The sequence below is a fragment of the Streptomyces sp. NBC_01006 genome, from assembly GCF_045162725.1.
Lineage (GTDB): Bacteria > Actinomycetota > Actinomycetes > Streptomycetales > Streptomycetaceae > Streptomyces.
Map to the genome: position 1 here is coordinate 2835662 of NZ_CP108700.1, position 17572 is coordinate 2853233.

At 72.9% G+C, this 17572-nt stretch carries 16 protein-coding genes; 9 read left to right on the forward strand and 7 right to left on the reverse strand.

Annotated features, from left to right (window positions below; all coding sequences use genetic code 11):
- Window positions 1-10 precede the first annotated feature (10 nt).
- The 5 genes from OG509_RS12870 (at window position 11) to fabF (ending at window position 4914) form a co-directional block, all read left to right on the forward strand.
- Complete coding sequence (locus OG509_RS12870; protein ID WP_406182606.1) at window positions 11-1216, forward strand: PucR family transcriptional regulator; 1206 nt, start codon at window positions 11-13, stop codon at window positions 1214-1216.
- Window positions 1217-1305: 89 nt separating this feature from the next.
- The gene (locus tag OG509_RS12875; RefSeq protein WP_406182608.1) at window positions 1306-2238 is read left to right on the forward strand and encodes an ACP S-malonyltransferase; all 933 of its coding nucleotides are present in this window, start codon (window positions 1306-1308) and stop codon (window positions 2236-2238) included.
- 19 nt (window positions 2239-2257) lie between these two features.
- A complete protein-coding gene (locus tag OG509_RS12880) occupies window positions 2258-3262 on the forward strand; it encodes a ketoacyl-ACP synthase III (protein WP_406182609.1) in 1005 nt (334 codons plus the stop codon).
- 58 nt (window positions 3263-3320) lie between these two features.
- Window positions 3321-3569 carry an acyl carrier protein gene (locus OG509_RS12885; RefSeq protein ID WP_385583237.1) on the forward strand — a complete coding sequence of 83 codons (249 nt, stop codon included), beginning with the start codon at window positions 3321-3323 and terminating at the stop codon, window positions 3567-3569.
- Between the two features lie 79 nt (window positions 3570-3648).
- The gene (fabF, locus tag OG509_RS12890) at window positions 3649-4914 is read left to right on the forward strand and encodes a beta-ketoacyl-ACP synthase II (protein ID WP_406182611.1); all 1266 of its coding nucleotides are present in this window, start codon (window positions 3649-3651) and stop codon (window positions 4912-4914) included.
- A 77-nt stretch (window positions 4915-4991) separates the two neighbouring features.
- Here the strand turns inward: fabF and OG509_RS12895 are convergent, their stop codons facing one another.
- The gene (locus tag OG509_RS12895; RefSeq protein WP_030160508.1) at window positions 4992-5486 is read right to left on the reverse strand and encodes a DUF3145 domain-containing protein; all 495 of its coding nucleotides are present in this window, start codon (window positions 5484-5486) and stop codon (window positions 4992-4994) included.
- 250 nt (window positions 5487-5736) lie between these two features.
- Between OG509_RS12895 and OG509_RS12900 the strand changes: the two genes are divergently transcribed.
- Window positions 5737-6645: an SGNH/GDSL hydrolase family protein gene (locus OG509_RS12900; protein WP_406182613.1), complete on the forward strand. Its 909-nt coding sequence runs from the start codon at window positions 5737-5739 to the stop codon at window positions 6643-6645.
- A gap of 84 nt (window positions 6646-6729) precedes the next feature.
- Here OG509_RS12900 and OG509_RS12905 read toward each other — a convergent pair whose 3' ends face one another.
- Window positions 6730-9207: a beta-glucosidase gene (locus OG509_RS12905; protein WP_406182615.1), complete on the reverse strand. Its 2478-nt coding sequence runs from the start codon at window positions 9205-9207 to the stop codon at window positions 6730-6732.
- A gap of 183 nt (window positions 9208-9390) precedes the next feature.
- Here OG509_RS12905 and OG509_RS12910 point away from each other — a divergent pair, with 183 nt between their 5' ends.
- Window positions 9391-9969, forward strand: a complete 579-nt coding sequence (locus OG509_RS12910; RefSeq protein WP_406182617.1) for a TetR/AcrR family transcriptional regulator — start codon at window positions 9391-9393, stop codon at window positions 9967-9969.
- A gap of 28 nt (window positions 9970-9997) precedes the next feature.
- Here OG509_RS12910 and OG509_RS12915 read toward each other — a convergent pair whose 3' ends face one another.
- The gene (locus OG509_RS12915; protein ID WP_406182618.1) at window positions 9998-10648 is read right to left on the reverse strand and encodes a hypothetical protein; all 651 of its coding nucleotides are present in this window, start codon (window positions 10646-10648) and stop codon (window positions 9998-10000) included.
- Window positions 10649-10769: 121 nt separating this feature from the next.
- Here OG509_RS12915 and OG509_RS12920 point away from each other — a divergent pair, with 121 nt between their 5' ends.
- A complete protein-coding gene (locus OG509_RS12920; RefSeq protein ID WP_406182620.1) occupies window positions 10770-11543 on the forward strand; it encodes a carbon-nitrogen hydrolase family protein in 774 nt (257 codons plus the stop codon).
- Between the two features lie 60 nt (window positions 11544-11603).
- Here the strand turns inward: OG509_RS12920 and OG509_RS12925 are convergent, their stop codons facing one another.
- From OG509_RS12925 to OG509_RS12935, 3 genes are all read right to left on the reverse strand, one after another.
- The gene (locus OG509_RS12925; protein ID WP_406182621.1) at window positions 11604-13196 is read right to left on the reverse strand and encodes a DUF2142 domain-containing protein; all 1593 of its coding nucleotides are present in this window, start codon (window positions 13194-13196) and stop codon (window positions 11604-11606) included.
- A gap of 16 nt (window positions 13197-13212) precedes the next feature.
- Window positions 13213-14925, reverse strand: coding sequence for a hypothetical protein (locus tag OG509_RS12930; protein ID WP_406182623.1), 1713 nt, complete (start codon window positions 14923-14925; stop codon window positions 13213-13215).
- 250 nt (window positions 14926-15175) lie between these two features.
- Window positions 15176-15766 (reverse strand): DUF1707 and DUF4190 domain-containing protein, encoded by a 591-nt coding sequence (locus OG509_RS12935; protein ID WP_385583208.1) that lies wholly within the window; start codon window positions 15764-15766, stop codon window positions 15176-15178.
- 146 nt (window positions 15767-15912) lie between these two features.
- Here OG509_RS12935 and OG509_RS12940 point away from each other — a divergent pair, with 146 nt between their 5' ends.
- Entirely contained in the window at window positions 15913-16638 is a 726-nt protein-coding gene (locus OG509_RS12940) for a hypothetical protein (RefSeq protein ID WP_406182625.1), read from the forward strand.
- A gap of 24 nt (window positions 16639-16662) precedes the next feature.
- Here the strand turns inward: OG509_RS12940 and OG509_RS12945 are convergent, their stop codons facing one another.
- Entirely contained in the window at window positions 16663-17508 is an 846-nt protein-coding gene (locus OG509_RS12945) for an EI24 domain-containing protein (protein ID WP_406182627.1), read from the reverse strand.
- Window positions 17509-17572 lie beyond the last annotated feature (64 nt).

A 17572-nucleotide genomic window follows, 5' to 3' on the forward strand; every position in this document is an offset into this window, starting at 1 on the left:
GTCTTGTCCCGTGCCCCAACCCGAACGTGAGCATTCCCCCGCGCATCCCGCTCCCGCCCATCCGCACGCCGCGACGCTGCGCCGACTGGAGAAGTCCTCCAGCCGGCTCGCCGCGAACGCGATCGCCCGCATGGACGAGACCCTGCCGTGGTACCGGGCGATGCCCCCGGAGAACCGGTCCTGGATCGGCCTGGTCGCGCAGGCCGGCATCGCCGCGTTCACGGAGTGGTTCCGGCACCCGGAGACTCCGCAGGCGATCTCCACGGACGTCTTCGGGACGGCTCCGCGCGAGCTGACCCGGGCGATCACCCTGCGCCAGACCGTGGAGATGGTCCGGACGACGATCGAGGTCATGGAGACCGCGATCGAGGAGGTCGCGGCCCCCGGCGACGAGTCGATCCTGCGCGAGGCGCTGCTGGTGTACGCCCGGGAGATCGCGTTCGCGACGGCCCAGGTGTACGCGCAGGCCGCCGAGGCGCGCGGGGCGTGGGACGCCCGGCTGGAGTCCCTCGTCGTGAACGCGGTGCTGTCCGGCGAGGCGGACGAGGGCGCGCTGTCGCGGGCCGCCGCACTTGGCTGGAATTCGCCGGAGCACGTGTGCGTGGTGCTCGGCACCGCGCCGGAGGGCGACAGCGAGCTGACGGTCGAGGCGATCCGGCGCGCGGCCCGGCACCACAAGCTCCAGGTCCTGACGGGGGTGCTCGGCGACCGGCTGGTGGTGATCGCGGGCGGCAGCGACAACCCGATCCAGGTGGCGAAATCGCTGATCGGGCCGTTCGCCGCGGGCCCGGTTGTGGCCGGTCCGGTGGTTCCGGATCTGCTGAACGCGACCAAGTCCGCGCAGGCCGCGGCGGCCGGGCTGAAGGCGTGTACGGCCTGGCAGGACGCCCCGCGGCCGGTGCTGGCGGACGATCTCCTGCCGGAGCGCGCGATCGCGTCAGACCCCTCCGCCCGGGAGCAGTTGGTGGAGGAGATCTACAGACCGCTGGAAGAGGCGGGGTCGGCGTTGCTGGAGACGCTGAGCGTGTATCTGGAGCAGGCGAGCAGCCTGGAGGGGGCTGCGCGGATGCTGTTCGTGCACCCGAACACGGTGCGCTACCGGCTGCGACGTGTGACCGACGTCACCGGCTGGTCACCGTCCGATGTCCGATCTGCGTTCACGCTGCGGATCGCCTTGATCCTCGGGCGTCTGGCCGACGGCGATCAGCAGTCCTAGACTTTTGTCGGACATCAACAATTACCCCGACGGTTCTTCGTCCCTGTCCCCACGGGCGGCGGGGACCGTCCACAAGAGAGAGTGTGAGGGTGCTCGTACTCGTCGCTCCCGGCCAAGGCGCACAGACGCCCGGCTTCCTGACTCCCTGGCTCGACCTCCCCGGCGCCGCTGACCGCGTCGCCGCCTGGTCCGACGCCATCGGGCTCGACCTTGCCCACTACGGCACGAAGGCGGACGCGGACGAGATCCGCGACACGGCGGTGGCGCAGCCGCTGCTGGTGGCCGCCGGTCTCCTGTCCGCTTCGGCTCTGGCCCCTTCCGATGGGCACGGCACTACGGCCTTCGGCGCCGTCGCGGGCCACAGCGTCGGCGAGATCACCGCCGCCGCGTACGCCGGTGTGCTGTCCGACGCGGACGCGCTGTCGTTCGTACGGACCCGCGGTCTGGCGATGGCCGAGGCCGCCGCCGTCACCGAGACGGGCATGGCCGCGGTGCTCGGAGGCGACCAGGCCGTGGTCGTCGCGCACCTGGAGAAGCTGGGTCTGACCCCGGCGAACATCAACGGCGCGGGCCAGATCGTCGCCGCAGGAACGATGGAGCAGATCGAGGCCCTGGTGGCCGAGAAGCCCGAGGGCTCCATGAAGGTCGTCGCCCTCAAGGTCGCGGGCGCCTTCCACACGCACCACATGGCTCCCGCGGTCGCCACGCTGGAGAAGGCCGCACAGGCCCTCGCCCCGGCCGACCCGGAGCTGAAGTACGTATCGAACAAGGACGGCCACGTCGTCACCACGGGCGCCGACGTCGTCGCCCGCCTGGTCGGCCAGGTCGCGAACCCGGTCCGCTGGGACCTGTGCATGGAGACGTTCGGCGAGCTGGGCGTCACCGGGATCATCGAGCTCAGCCCGGGTGGCACTCTGACGGGGCTGGCCAAGCGCGCGCTCAAGGGCGTGCCGACCGTGGCCCTGAAGACCCCGGACGATCTCGACAAGGCCGCCGCGCTCGTCGCCGAGCACGCGGCCTGAGAGAAGGAGCCCACACAGCATGTCGAAGATCAAGCCTGCCAAGGGCTCCCCGTACGCCCGCATTCTCGGCGTCGGCGGCTACCGACCGACCCGCGTGGTCTCCAACGAGGTCATCCTGGAGACGATCGACTCGTCCGACGAGTGGATCCGCTCGCGCTCCGGCATCGCGACCCGGCACTGGGCCTCGCCCCAGGAGACCGTCGCCGCAATGTCGGTGGAGGCCTCCGGGAAGGCGCTGGCCGATGCCGGCGTCTCGCCCGAGCAGATCGGCGCCGTGATCGTCTCGACGGTCTCGCACTTCAAGCAGACCCCGGCCGTCGCGACCGAGATCGCGCACCGGATCGGCGCGGTCAAGCCCGCCGCGTTCGACATCTCCGCGGGCTGCGCCGGCTTCGGCTACGGCCTGACGCTGGCCAAGGGCCTCGTCGTCGAGGGCTCGGCCCAGTACGTCCTCGTCATCGGCGTGGAGCGGCTGTCGGACCTGACCGACCTGGAGGACCGCGCGACGGCCTTCCTGTTCGGCGACGGCGCCGGCGCCGTGGTCGTCGGCCCCTCGGACGAGCCGGCCATAGGCCCCACGGTGTGGGGTTCGGAGGGCGACAAGTCCGAGACGATCAAGCAGACCGTGCCGTGGGACGAGTTCCGCAGCACGGACAGCGCACAGAAGTTTCCGGCCATCACGCAGGAGGGTCAGGCGGTCTTCCGCTGGGCCGTCTTCGAGATGGCCAAGGTGGCCCAGCAGGCGCTCGACGCGGCCGGGATCACCGCGGAGGACCTGGACGTCTTCATCCCGCACCAGGCAAACATGCGGATCATCGACTCGATGGTGAAGACTCTGAAGCTGCCGGAGCACGTCACGGTCGCCCGTGACGTGGAGACCACCGGCAACACGTCGGCCGCCTCGATCCCGCTCGCTATGGAGCGGCTCCTGGCGACCGGAGCGGCGAAGAGCGGCGACACCGCGCTCGTCATCGGCTTCGGGGCGGGACTCGTCTACGCCGCGACGGTCGTTACCCTCCCCTAGGGTCCGGGAACCACATCCCGCCCCGCTTCACCCCAGTTAGCTATAGAAGGAGCGCCACATGGCCGCCACGCAGGAAGAGATCATCGAGGGTCTCGCGGAGATCGTCAACGAGATCGCCGGCATCCCCGTCGAGGACGTCGCGTCCGAGAAGTCGTTCACCGACGACCTGGACGTCGACTCGCTCTCCATGGTCGAGGTCGTCGTCGCCGCCGAAGAGCGCTTCGACGTCAAGATCCCGGACGAGGACGTCAAGAACCTCAAGACGGTCGGCGACGCCGCGGACTACATCCTCAAGCACCAGGCCTGAGCCTGACGAGCGTTTGTCGCCACCTGGCGGTGGCGCCGTGACAATTCAGCACCCCCTTAGACGTGGAGAAAGAATTCCTGTGAGCCCGACCAATCGCACCGTGGTCGTCACCGGTATCGGCGCAACCACTCCGCTGGGTGGCGACAGCGCTTCGACCTGGGAAGGCCTGCTCGCCGGCCGGTCCGGCGTCTCGCCCCTGGAGGGCGAGCGCTTCGCCGAACTGCCGGTCCGCATCGCCGCTCAGGCCGCCGTGGACCCGAGCGAGGTACTCCCCCGCCCGCTGGCCCGCAAGCTCGACCGCTCGGCTCAGTTCGCCCTCATCGCGGCCCGTGAGGCCTGGGCGGACGCGGGTTACACCGCTCCCGCCGGCGAGGACGAGGCCATCGCCCCCGAGCGTCTGGGCACCGTGATCGCCTCCGGTATCGGCGGCGTCACCACCCTGCTCGACCAGTACGACGTACTGAAGGAAAAGGGTGTGCGCCGGGTCTCCCCGCACACCGTCCCCATGCTCATGCCGAACGGCCCGTCGGCCAACGTCGGCCTGGAGGTCAACGCCCAGGCGGGCGTGCACACTCCGGTCAGCGCGTGCGCCTCCGGCGCCGAGGCCATCGGCTACGCCGTCGAGATGATCCGTACCGGCCGCGCCGACGTGGTCGTCGCGGGCGGCACCGAGGCGGCGATCCACCCGCTGCCGATCGCCGCGTTCGCCAACATGATGGCGATGTCCAAGAACAACGAGAACCCGCAGCAGGCTTCCCGCCCGTACGACAAGGCCCGCGACGGCTTCGTCCTCGGCGAGGGCGCGGGCGTCGTCGTCCTGGAGTCCGCCGAGCACGCCGCCGCGCGCGGCGCCCGGGTCTACTGCGAGGTGCTGGGCCAGGGGCTGTCCGCGGACAGCCACCACATCGCGCAGCCGGAGCCGACCGGCCGCGGTGTCGCGGCCGCGGTGCAGAACCTGCTGGACAACACGGGTCTCGACCCGGCCGAGCTGGTCCACCTGAACGCGCACGCCACGTCGACCCCGCAGGGTGACACGGCCGAGCTGAAGGCCCTGCGCAAGGTCCTGGGCGACGACCTCGACCACATCGCGATCTCCGCGACCAAGTCGATGACCGGCCACCTGCTGGGCGGCGCCGGCGGTATCGAGACCGTCGCGACCGTGCTCGCGCTGTACCACCGGATCGCTCCGGCGACCATCAACGTCGACGACCTCGACGACGACATCGACGCGGACATCGTCGTCGGCGAGCCGCGCAAGCTGCCGGCCGACGGCCCGATCTCCGCGATCAACAACTCGTTCGGCTTCGGCGGCCACAACGTGACGCTGGCCTTCCGCAGCGTCTAGTCGACGAGCAGTACGTACGAAAGGGCCCGCCCGGCACTCGCCGGGCGGGCCCTTTCCGCATGCCCCGGGCCCGGGACTCAGACGACCTGGTGGAGCCAGCGGACCGGGGCGCCCTCGCCCGCGTAGCGGAAGGGCTCCAGCTCGTCGTCCCAGGGCTTGCCGAGCAGTTTGGCGATCTCCGCCTCCAGGTCGGTCTCGCCGCGCGCGGACCGGGCGAGGGCGGCGCGCAGCCGGTCCTCGGGGATCAGGATGTCGCCGTGCATACCGGTGACGGCGTGGAAGATGCCGAGCTCCGGGGTGGAGCTGTAACGCTCGCCCTCGGCGGTGGGGCAGGGTTCCGCGGTCACCTCGAAGCGCAGCAGGTGCCAGCCGCGCAGCGCGGACGCGAGCTTCGACGCGGTGCCGGCTTCGGCCTGCCACGAGAACTCGGCTCTCCAGGTGCCGGGGGAGGCGGGCTGCCTGATCCAGTCGAGGTTCACCCGCACCCCGAGCACGCCCGCAACAGCCCATTCCACGTGCGGGCAGAGCGCGCGCGGAGCGGAATGCACGTACAGAACTCCACGTGTCGTCACCGGGACCTCCAGTGTGGGACGAGGTCGGGAATAAACTCCAGAAAACGGACAGTATGTGACGTGATGTAATGTAACGGAAATTATTTGACATTGCGCCACGGGACCTGCGGCCGAAACGCCACGGGAAAAAGCTACCGTGCGCCAGGGGTCATGGTGTGACGTACGGTCGGTCCGAGGCTGCCAAACGCAGAGCATTCACTCAGCAGGACGCCCCCGGAGGACGTGGGGCGACGAGGAGGGGAACCACCCGATGCGCACCACCGCCACACGACGCCGCGCGCGCACGTCCCGGCGCCGGACCCTCGTGGGCGCGGGCGCGGCGGCGGCCCTCCTGGCCGGGGTGCTGACCGGGTGTCAGTCGGGCGGGTCGGACACGGAGGGTGAGCGGGGGGCGCAGGCCGGGCCGCGCTGGAACACCGCGCCCGCGTCGATCGCCGCCGTCGGCGATTCCATCACGCGGGGTTTCGATGCCTGTTCGGTCCTGGCGGACTGCCCCGAGGTCTCCTGGGCCACCGGGAGCGATCCCGCCGTCCACTCGCTCGCCGCCCGGCTGCTCGGGGAGGCCGAGGTGCCGGCGCGCAGTTGGAACTACGCGGTGACGGGTTCGCGGATGGCGGACCTGGCGGGGCAGCTGGCCTCGGCCGCGGAGCACAAGCCCGACCTGGTCACGGTGATGGTGGGCTCGAACGACGCCTGCCGGCCGACGGCTTCGTCCATGACGCCGGTGGCGGAGTTCCGCGCCGGGTTCGAGAAGGCCCTCGCCGGTCTGCGTGCGGCCTCCCCCGCGTCCCAGGTGTACGTCTCCAGCGTGCCGGACCTTCAGCGGCTGTGGGAGCAGGGCAAGGACACCCCGGTGGTGCGGCAGATCTGGAAGCTGGGGATCTGTCAGTCGATGCTGGCGGACCCGCTGTCGGCGGCCGCGGGGGCGACGGCCCGGCGCGAGCAGGTGCGGGCGCGGGTGGTCGAGTACAACGAGGTGCTCCGCGAGGTCTGCTCGAAGGACGCGCTGTGCCGCTACGACGGCGGCGCGGTGTTCCAGTACCCGTTCGCCGCGGACCAGTTGAGCCGCTGGGACTGGTTCCACCCGGGCAAGGACGGGCAGGCCCGGCTCGCGGAGCTGGCGCACCGCCAGGTGACGGCGGCCGAGCCGCCGCGCTGACATGGGCCGAATGGGGACCGGGGGCGGGTGTCAGGGCCCGCCCCCGGTCCGGTTCATGGGTGGTTTCCGGCCGGCCCGGAGGTTCTAGATCTCCAGGGTCGCCGTCAGCCGCGTGTCGCCGTGGGCGTGGCTCGCGCGGACCTCGTAGGTGCCGCCGATCCGCTGCCAGCGGCCGGCCCGCTCGTCCCAGATCTCGAAGGCGCGGGCGGGCAGGGCGATCTCGGCCTCGACGCTCTCGCCGGGGCCCGCCTCCACGCCCGCGAACCCGGCCAGCCAGCTCGCCGGACGCTCCACCGCCGCGCCCTGCGCGCCGTCGGACGCCTCGGCGACGGGGGCGAGGTAGACCTGGACGACCTCGCGGCCGGGCCGGGCGCCGGTGTTGGTGACGCGGACCCGGGCGGTGGTCCCGGTGACCTCCAGGGACTCGTACGCCCAGTCGGTGTAGCCGAGGCCGTGCCCGAACGGGAAGGCGGGGGCGATGCCGTGGCGCTCGTACGCCCGGTAGCCGATGAAGAGGCCCTCGGTGTACTCCAGGCGCCCCTCGGTCGGGACCACCTCGGTGACCGGCGCGTCGGCGAACCGCGCGGGCCAGGTGGTGGGCAGCCGCCCACCCGGCTCCGCGAGCCCGAGCAGTACGTCGGCCAGCGCGGCCCCGCCCTCCTGCCCGGGGAACCAGGTCAGGAGTACGGCGGCCACCTCGTCCCGCCACGGCAGTTCGACCGGGGAGCCGGCGTTGACGACGACCACGGTGTTCGGGTTGGCGGCGGCGACGGCGCGCACGAGGTCGTCCTGGCGGCCCGGCAGGCAGAGGTCGCGCCGGTCGAAGCCCTCGGACTCCACGCGCTCGGTGGTGGCGACGACCACGACCGCGGTGTCGGCGACGCGGGCGGCGGCCACGGCCTCGGCGATCAGCTCGTCGGCGTCGCGCTGCGGGCCGAGGTGGAGCAGCGAGAACATGATCGCCTTGAGCGGCAGGGTGCTCGTGTCGGGGACCTGGAAGGTGAGCGAGACCTCGACGGTCTCGCCCCCGGCGAGGATGACGCGGCCGCGTTCGCTGGGGGCGCCGAAGAAGGCCTCGAAGGGGTCGGCCTCGTTGCCCATCGCCTGGACGCCGTCCCAGAGGATCTCGCCGCCGACGGCGAGGGTGAACGCGCCGAGCCCGCGGGTACCGAAGGCGTGCTCGCCGCTCTCGCGCGGCACGAACGTACCGGTGACCTCGATGCTCGCCATGGTCTCGTACGAGGCGCCCGCCGGCAGGTCCTCGCCGATCCACTGGACCTGGCCGGTCGGCAGGCTGCCCTCGCCGAGGACGGCGCCGGAGGAGTCGCGGCAGATCGCGCGGAGCTCGAAGCCCTTGTCGGCGGGGACGAGTTCGTCGGAGGGGTCGGCTCCGACGGCGAAGGTCAGGGCCCCTTCCGGGAGGGCGGCGCTCAGCCCGTCCAGCGGGGAGACGATCCGCTCGGGGAAGACGGTGGCCGAGCCGCCGCCGAGGACGCGGGCGTCCCGGGCGGCGGCGCCGAGCAGGGCGACCGTGCGGCCGGGGGCGGCGTCCAGCGGGAGGGCCCGCCGCTCGCCGGACACGGCCTCGTTGCGTACGAGGACGAAGCCGCGGGCGGCGAGCTCGCGGGCCAGCGCCTGGCCGTCGACGGGGGCCGGGGTCTCGGTGACGACGGCGGGCGCGCCGTCCAGGATCCCGACGCGGGCGGCGAGGCGCAGGACGTTGCGCACGGCCTCGTCCACGGCGGACTCGGGGACCTCACCGGCCCGGACGGCCGCGGCGAGGGCGGGTCCGTAGACGGTCTGCGGTCCGGGCATGGCGACGTCGAGGCCGCCGAGGATGTCGCCGGTGGTGGAGCGGGCTGCCATCCAGTCGGAGACGTTGTACCCGTCGAAGCCCCACTCGCCGCGCAGGACTTCGTTCACGAGGTACTGGTGCTCGGTCATCGTCGTGCCGTTGACCTGGTTGTACGCCGTCATGATGCCCCAGGGGTGGGCGTTGCGGACGATGGCCTCGAAGGGTGCCAGGTACAGCTCGCGCAGCGGGCGCGGGGCGATGACGCTGTCGACGGTGAAGCGCTCGGTCTCGGCGTCGTTGCCGACGAAGTGCTTGACGGTGGTGCCGACACCGCCGTCCTGGACGCCGTTCACGTAGCCGGTGCCGATGGCGCCGGTGAGGTACGGGTCCTCGGAGTAGCACTCGAAGTGCCGGCCGCCGAGCGGGGAGCGGTGCAGGTTGACGGTGGGGGCGAGGAGGACGTGGACGCCCTTGCGGCGGGCCTCCTGGGCGAGGAGCCGGCCGGCGCGGCGGGCGAGCGCCGGGTCCCAGGCGGCGGCGAGCGCCGTCGGGGAGGGCAGGGCGATGGACGGGTCGTCGGCGGTCCAGCGCACGCCGCGGACGCCGATGGGGCCGTCGGACATGACCAGGGACTTCAGCCCGATCTCGGGAACGGCGGGCAGGGACCACATGTCCTGGCCGGCCAGCAGGCGGGCCTTGGTGTCGAGGTCCAGTTTGCCGAGCGCCGCCTCTACGGCGTCGTGGCGGACCTGATCGGCATCGGTCACGGCCGTGCCTCCTCGTTGAGTGCGTGCGGGTGCGTGCGTGCGTCGGTGCGGGGGTGTCCCCCATCGTGGACCCGATACCGGTAGAGCGGTAGGGTTCGTAATGTGTTCGTGATATTCCGATAACGTACGTACGGTCCCGCCGCCGAGGCGGGGCACGGCGTGAGCGGAAGAGGTGCCGGGGCGATGGCCAGGGCGAGGAGCGAGGAACGGCGCGGCGACATCGTCCGCGCGGCGGTCGAGGTGATCGCGGAGCGCGGCTACCGAGGTGCGTCGCTGGGCGCGGTGGCCGAGCGCGTCGGCCTGACCCAGCAGGGGCTGCTGCACTACTTCCCGACCAAGGAGGCACTGCTGGTCGCGGTGCTGGAGGAGCGCGACCGCTGGGACACCGGCGGCGGCTCGCGCGCCTCGGCCGGCACCTGGCGCCTGGACCTGCTGGCCTCGCTGGTGGAGTACAACGCCATGCGTCCCGGCATCGTGCAGACCTTCTCGGCACTGCTGGGCGAGAGCGTCACCGACGGGCATCCGGCGCGGGAGTTCTTCACCGAGCGCTACGCGCAGGTCCGCTCGGAGATGACGGCGGTGCTGCGCGCCGAATTCGGGGACCGGCTGCCTTCGGGCCTCACCCCGGAGCAGGCGGCCCCGCTGCTGACCGCGGTCATGGACGGCCTCCAGTACCAGTGGCTGCTCGCCCCGGAGTCGGTGGACATGCCGGCCGCCTTCCGCTCCTTCCTGACCCTGCTGCGCGGCCCGGAAGCGGGCTAGGGACTTCTACGGGCGGTCTGCGGACGCTCTACGGACGGCCCAGCAGCGGGTCGTGGACGGCGCAGGGCGGGCGCCGGGCCGGGGCGGGGACCCGGTAGTAGACCCGGTCGCGCAGGCGTCCCGTCCAGGGCTCCCGCTCCGAGCGCCGCTTGACCAGCAGGTGGCGGCTGCTGCCCTCCTCCAGGTGGGTGCGGTACGCGGTGAGCAGCGGGTCGGCGGGGCCGAGGAAATCCCGGATCTGCTCCTCCATCAGGCAGAACGGGCAGTCCGCGCCGGGCATGAGGTGGAACTGGCGGCCTTCCGGGTGGGCGTCGTCGGTGAAGGCGGTCAGGGCGAGCGCACCGCTGAACATCACGCACACGCCCACGACCTGGGGGCCGGCGGCGTCCGCCGCCTGTCGGACCAGGCCGCGGAAGGCCTCGGCGTCGACCCGCTGGATGCGGGCCGCCAGGGTCCGCGCGGCCGCCAGCAGGCTGTGGACCGCGGCCGCCAGGGACACCAGGGCTACGGCCGGCACGGCCCGGACCGGCCCGGTGGCCGCGAGCAGCCACAGCACGCCCGCGTTCAGGAGGGCCATGAGGAGCACGGCCACCCGCAGCCCGGCGCCGCTCGTGCGCACCAGGCGGTACGACACGACCAGGAAGGCGCCGGCGAGGACCGGGTGGATCCAGTCGGACATCGGGTGACCCTCCGTCAACTCCGGTGAGTACGCGGACGGTTACAGCATTACCCCGCCGCGCCTCCTCGTCGACCCCCGTACCCGCCCCCGGATGTCGGGGGCGGGCTGGCATGCTGGGCCGGTGAAGATCGCAGCAGCACAGCTCAGCTGTATTCCGGCCGACATACCCGCCAACACGGAGCGGAGCGTCGCGCTCGCCGCCGAGGCCCGGGCGCAGGGCGCCGAGCTCGTCGTGTTCCCCGAACTCACCCTCACCGGCTACGAGTTGGAGGCCCTGGCCGCCGACCCCGGGCTGTGGCTGGCGGACACCGACGACCCCCGGCTGGACCCGCTGCGCTCCGCCGGCATCGCCGTCGCGGTCAACGCCGCGCTGCGCACCGCCGGTCCGCTGCCCGCCCTCGCGACCCTGGTCTACGGGGCGGACGGCAGGCACGTGACGACGTATGCCAAGCAGCACCTGTACGGGCACGAGCAGGGGGTGTTCGCGGCCGGCGGGAGCCCGGGCCACTTCACGCTCGGCGGGATCCGCTTCTCGCTCGGCGTCTGCTACGACAACCACTTCCCGCAGCTCACCGGCCGCGCGGCGGCGGACGGCTGCCGGGTCCACCTGGCGAGCTCCCTGTACGGGACGGGCGACGGCATCGGGGAGCGGGCCACCGTGTACCCCGGGATCGCCGAGGAGCACGGCCTGTACGTCGTCCTCGCCAACCACGTCGGTCCGGCGGGCCCGTGGACCGGCTGCGGGCGCGCCGCGGTCTGGGCCCCGGGCGGCGCGCTGCTGGCCGAGGCGGACGACCGTACGGCCTCCGTGGTGACGGCCGAGGTGGCTACGGCCAAGGTGGCTACGGCCGAGGTGGCTACGGCCGAGGTGGCTACGGCGGAGACCGGCGCCTGAAGGCCCGCCGGTCCCGTGGGCCGGTGGACCGGCGGCCGGGACGGTCCGGCCGCCGAGCCGTCAGCCGATCGCCGGGACCTTCGAGTGCCGGCCACCGGAGCGGGTGCCTTCCTCCCGCTCCGCGGGAGCCTCCGCCCCGGCGGGCTCGCGGTCCCGCACCAGCGCCGGCAGCACCAGGGCGAACGCCGCCGCCGTGTACACGCCGGTCCACAGCACCCAGCCGCCGGGCGGTGCCCAGTGCGCCGAGAACGGCACCCACGGCCCGTTGACGCCGACCGCGAAGCGCCGCAGCGCCCAGAAGAACGCCGCCGCGTTCGCCAGCGCCAGCCCGGCGACGCCGAAGCCGACGAGCCTGCGCCACGGGAACCCCTGCTCGGGCGCGCGGCTCGCGCAGATCAGCGCCGCCATCAGCGGCAGGCCCACGGCGAACGGCAGCAGGTAGCGGCCCTGCCAGACCATGCCGAGCTGCTCCGCCTGCGAGGCCTGGGCCACCACCGGCACCACCACGATGGCCACGAGCATGCCGACCAGCGCCACCGCCTCGCGCAGCCGCCCGTACGCCAGCCCGAGCGCGGTGACGACCGCGATCACGCCCAGCCAGACCAGCCAGGTGAAGGCGGGCGCCGGGGTGTCCAGCCAGCCGAAGTAGCCGAGCATCTGGTGGACGTACGTCTCGGTGTTGCCGAAGGTCTGCCGGGCGGCTTCCTTGGCGGTGAGCGTCTTGGGCGTGTTGATCACCGAGTTGTCGGGATGCGCCCGCGCCCAGAGCAGCGCACCGGCCGTGGCCAGCCCGAGCAGCGCGGTCCAGACCCACAGGGCCTTGCGGCGCAGCACCGAGCGCAGGACGCCGCGGCGGGCGAGCAGCAGGCCGAAGAAGACCGCCCCGGCGAACCAGATCAGCCCCAGCGGGCGGATGTTGATCAGTACGAGCCCGCCGATGCCGACCCGGGCCAGCCGCCGGCCCAGCAGCCGTGGATCGGGCGACATCAGGATCGACAGCAGGGCGGTCCACACGAGGACGCCCGCGGCGATCTCACCGCCGCTGGGGTTGACCATGCCGGCCATGTACAGGGCCATCGGCGTGGCCGCGGTGAACACGCCGAGCAGAGCCACCGAGCGCCGGCGCCGCCATTCGGCGGCCGTGACCACGGCACTGGCCAGCAGCGCCGAGCACAGCGCCGCCGACATCAGCCGCATCAGGTACAACCCCTTCGGGCCGTCGACCAGCAGGCTCGGCCAGCCGGTCACGAGGTAGTACGCCGGGTGGTAGCGGCCGGCGGCGGTGGTGACCTGGACGGTCTTCTCCGAGTGCCCGATCGCGGGCGCGCAGGAGGCGGACTTGTCCTCGTGCCAGGCGTAGCACTCGTGCTGCTTGGGCAGCGGCTTGTACCACTCGGGGAGCTGCACCCCGGTCTCGGCGAACTTGCCCTCGATGCCCGCCACCATGTGCGGGACCATCACCTCGGGGCCGCCGATCTGGCCCCGGGCGACGGCGGCCGCGCGGATGAAGTGGGCGTGCTCGTCCGGGGAGCCGCCGAGCGGGGTGGCGGCGGACCAGGAGGCCGCGAGCGTGAAGAACAGCGCGAAGGCGATGGCCCAGAGCCGCTTCGGGGTCCGGGCCGACCAGTCGGCCAGGCGCGTCAGTGCGGGCATCATCGATTCCTTCTGATCATCGGATGTAGCTCAGCCAGCTCTGGTCGCCGTCCTTGGAGCACTCGCCCTTCGGCGCGAACTTCGGACACTTCCCGTCCTGCTGCCGGATGGTGTGCGAGACCCAGGGGAGGATCCGGTAGGTGCCGTCCTGCGCCGGCATGTAGCGGTCGGACATCGAAGAGGAGACCGTGCCGAGCAGCAGGAGGAGGGCGCAGAGGGTGCCGATCACGGCGCCCTCGCGGCCGGGGAAGCCGGTGCTGCCGACGGCGGGCGCGGTCGCGGGCGCGGTCGCCTCCGACGTCTCGGACGCCGTGCGCCGCTCGGCCAGCTTCAGCGAGACCAGGTGCGCCACCAGCGCGCACAGGATCAGCCCGCAGTAGAGCAGCTGGTTGTTGGTGCGCGTGTAGAGCTGGACCGTCTGCGTCTCGTACATGTGCGAGGCGATGTACATGCGCATGACCCACGCGCTGATGAACATCGCGGCGATGGTGACGACGAGCGGCTTGCGCAGGCCCAGCCAGATCGCGGCGCCCAGGCACACGAAGGTCACCAGGGCGAACAGCCCGACCCCGCCGAACTCCCCCGGCGGCGGCCAGTCGCCCACCTTGCCGGGCATGTCCGTGCGCCACATCAGGTAGTAGGCCGGGTCGGTGAAGTTGTCGAAGCGGAAGTTGTAGTCCTTGGTGGTCTGCCCTTCCTTCAGCATGACCATCAGGTAGCGCCCGGCAACCACGAGGAACGCCGCCAGGGCGCTGCCCATGAAGGCCGCGCCCTTGAGCCGGCCGGTCTTCCACGGGAAGTACAGCAGGGCGGCGAACAGCACACCGGCCGCACTCCACAGGAACCAGCCCGAGTACGTGAGGAACAGGACACCCAGCAGCACACCGAACCCGGCGCCCTTGAGCAGCAGCGGCCGCCAGCCCTCGGTGCCGCTGCGACGCAGCGCCACGACCATCGCCACCAGCACCGGGACCAGCAGCACGAGCACGGTCTGGCTGTACGGCTTGTACGAGTCGATCAGCGCGAACGCGGGCACGACGCCGAAGGCCAGCGCCCGGACGGGGCTCAGCAGCATCCGCCAGGCGAGGTAGACGAGCGGACCGAAGGCGGCGGCGCCGAGGATCTGGAGGTCCTTGAACGCGTACGCGGTGTTGCCGCCGTGGAACCACTCGGCGTAGTACCCGAGGGTATAGAGCGGCATCGGCGGGTAGACCGGCGAGCCCGATGGCTGCCCGTTCGCGACGGCGTGGGCCCATTCGACGATGCGGCCACTGTCGCCGTTGAGGCCGAACATCGGCCACGGCGTGCCCAGCAGCGCGACGACGGCGCCCGCCGCGACGAAGCCGCTGGCCAGGCCTGCGAGGGCCGCGGCGGCCAGGCGCGTGGCCAGGTCGAAGTGACGGCCGCCGCGCAGCCGCATCGCCAGCACCACGGCGGCGATGAAGAGCAGCCCGACCAGCGCGAACCGCAGCTGGATCGCGGCCAGGCCGCTGACCTGCGCGATCCGGTTGAGCGGGTTGAGCTTGAAGCCGCGTGCCAGCAGCGGGAGGACCAGCGCCGCGGCGAACGCCACGGCGGCTTCCAGCAGCAGGAGCCCGCCGCGGGAGCGCAGGGCGCGCCGCGGGGCCCGGTCCGCATCCGAGGACTTCGAGCTGCCGGGGGCGTTCGCGGCCGGTCCGCTCGGGGGAACGGGGCGCACGGCCGCCGACCCCTCGGTACTGACTGTCACTGACGGTGTCCCTACTGCTGGTCGGTGCTCGGCGCGACGGCCGGTCGTCGTTCTCGGCGATCCACTGCCCGGCTCCGGGCCCACGGCCTCGGCGCCCGGAAGCTCCGACGGCTCCGGACCACGGCGGCGGACGGCGGACTCAAGGACGGTGTGGGACAGCCCTCGGCGCTTGCCGCCACGCATACTATCGGTCCGCCGCCGGCGGGAACCGGCCCCGGAACGGCGACGGCAGCCGGCCGGGACGGCCCGGTCAGTCCAGAGCCCCGAACCCGGCGAGCAGGAAGAGCAGCACCCAGCCGCCCACCGACAGCCAGCCGAGCACCAGGCCGATCGTCGCGAGCCCGGCGCCCTCGTCGCCGCGCGCGCGGATCTGCGCCTTGGCGACGTGCCCGGTGGCCACGGCGCCCAGGCCCGCGGCGCCGAGCGTCGGCAGGCTCAGCACGCCGAGCGCGAGCGAGGTGATCGCCATCCCGTTGACCCGGCGCGCGGGCAGGGGCATGGGCGGTGGAACCAGCATCGGCATCGGCCCGTACGCGGCGGGCAGCCCCACCGCGGCGGCGCCGAACGGGCCCGGCATCGGCCCGGCCGGCAGGTCCGCGACCAGCTGCGCGAGCTGGCCGTACGTCTGCGCCTTGTACGCGGCGTCGAAGCGCTGCCCGTACTCCTCGCGGGAGAGCCGGCCCTCGGCGAACGCGGCCTTGAGCACGTCCACCGTCCGGTCCCGGTCGGTGTTCGAGGCGCGCATCGCGGACTGCGCGGTGGGGGCGGGCTGCCACGGCTGCCCGTACGACTGCTGCTGTGGGCGGACCGGATACGGCTGCCCCCACGGCTGTTCGGCCATCCGGCCACCTCCGAAGCCCCTGCGCGCGGTACGCGTCCCTCCAGGATGGAGGACGAACGGGCCGCCACGATAGTTGCGGAGCCGCCTGGCCCACACCTGTGACAAGGACGACGTGTGTGGACGAGGTGTGTGATGGGGTGGCGGGCATGACCGACTTCGAGACGATCACGGTTCCGGCCCGCCTCAGCGGATATCCCGGGGCGGCCTTCGGCGGCTACGTGGCCGGGGTGCTGGCCGCGCGGGCGGCCGCGAAGACCGTACGGGTGGACTTCCGCAGGCCGGTGCCCACGGACGCCCCGGTCGGGCTCGCCCCGACCGCCGACGGCGGCGCCCGGCTGGTGGACGGCGAGTTCCTGCTGGCCGCGGCGAGCCCCGCCGAGCCGGCCGTGGAGGCCCCCGAGCCTCCGTCCTGGGAGCAGGCCTCGGCGGCGGCGGACGCCTACCGGGCGGCGCCCCCGGACGGGATGGTCGACTGCTTCGGCTGCGGTCTGCACCGCACCCCCGACACCGGACTGCGCCTGCACTGCGGCCTGGTCTCCGGCGGCCCGCTGGTCGCCGCCGCCTGGACCCCGGGTGCCGCGCTCGGCGATGCGGACGGGCTGCTGCCGTCCGAGCTGGTGTGGGGCGCGCTGGACTGCCCGGGCAACGCGGCCGGGCGGCTGCTCGACGACCGGCGGGCCGGGGCGGTCACGGCAGCCCTGACCGCGCGGCTGCTGCGCCCGGTGCCGGTCGGCGCGGGCCTCGTCTCGTACGCCTGGCTGCTCGGCAGTGAGGGCCGCAAGTACCGCGTGGGCACGGCCCTGGCCACCGCCGAAGGCGACCTGTGCGCGGTCGGCGAGGCCCTGTGGGTGGAGCCCCGCGCGCAGTCTTAGGGGGCGTCCGGCAGGCCGGCCGGTCTACGAGTACGCGGGCGGCGGCGGTCCGAAACCCCCGGCCGGAGCCTTCGTGCCAGCGCCCGCACCGGCATCCGCCCCGGCCTGCGGAGCGCCGGCCTCAGGAGCCTCGTCCTCCCGGGTCAGGTCCCGGACCATCAGGGTCGCCCCGGCCACGGCACCCGGCATCAGGAACACCGCCACCAGCGGCACCAGGAAGGACAGCACCAGCGGGACGCCGAAACCGAGCACCAGCATCCGCCGCGTCCGCAGCAGGGCGAGCCGGTCGCCCAGCTCCACCCCGCGCCGCGCGAGCGCGACGGCGGTGAGCTCCTCGGCGAGGAAGAACCCGGAGACGCAGAACCCGATCGCCGGGATCACGGTCTGCCCGACCACCGGGATGAATCCGAGCGCGAAGAGCAGGATCCCGTACAGCGCCACCCTGACCAGGACCTTCAGGCTGTCCCGGGCCGAGATCCACAGCTCCCGCCACAGCGGCAGCCCGGACTCGGGGGCGTCGCCGCCCTCGCTGCGGTCGACCTCCTCCGAGAGGGACTCGTAGAACGGCTGGCCGATCAGCAGGGTCACGGCGGTGAAGGTGATCACCGCGAGGAACAGGCCGAGGCAGAAGACCAGGGCGGTGAGGAAGCCCCGGAACAGCCCGAGCCACGGCGCGGACCAGTCGGCGGCGAAGGGCGTGGCCCAGGCGGTCAGGTCGTCGGCGCCGTAGCCGAGCCCGATCAGCGCGCCGGCGTACAGCACGAGCGAGACCAGCCCCGGAAGCAGGCCGAAGCCCAGCCACCGGCCGTGTCGCAGCACCCATCTCTGTCCGGCCAGCAGATAGCCGAATCCCCCCGCAAGATCACGCATGGGACCAGCTTAAGGCTGGGGGTGGTGCACGGCGAAGGCCGCACCCCGGGAATCGGGGTGCGGC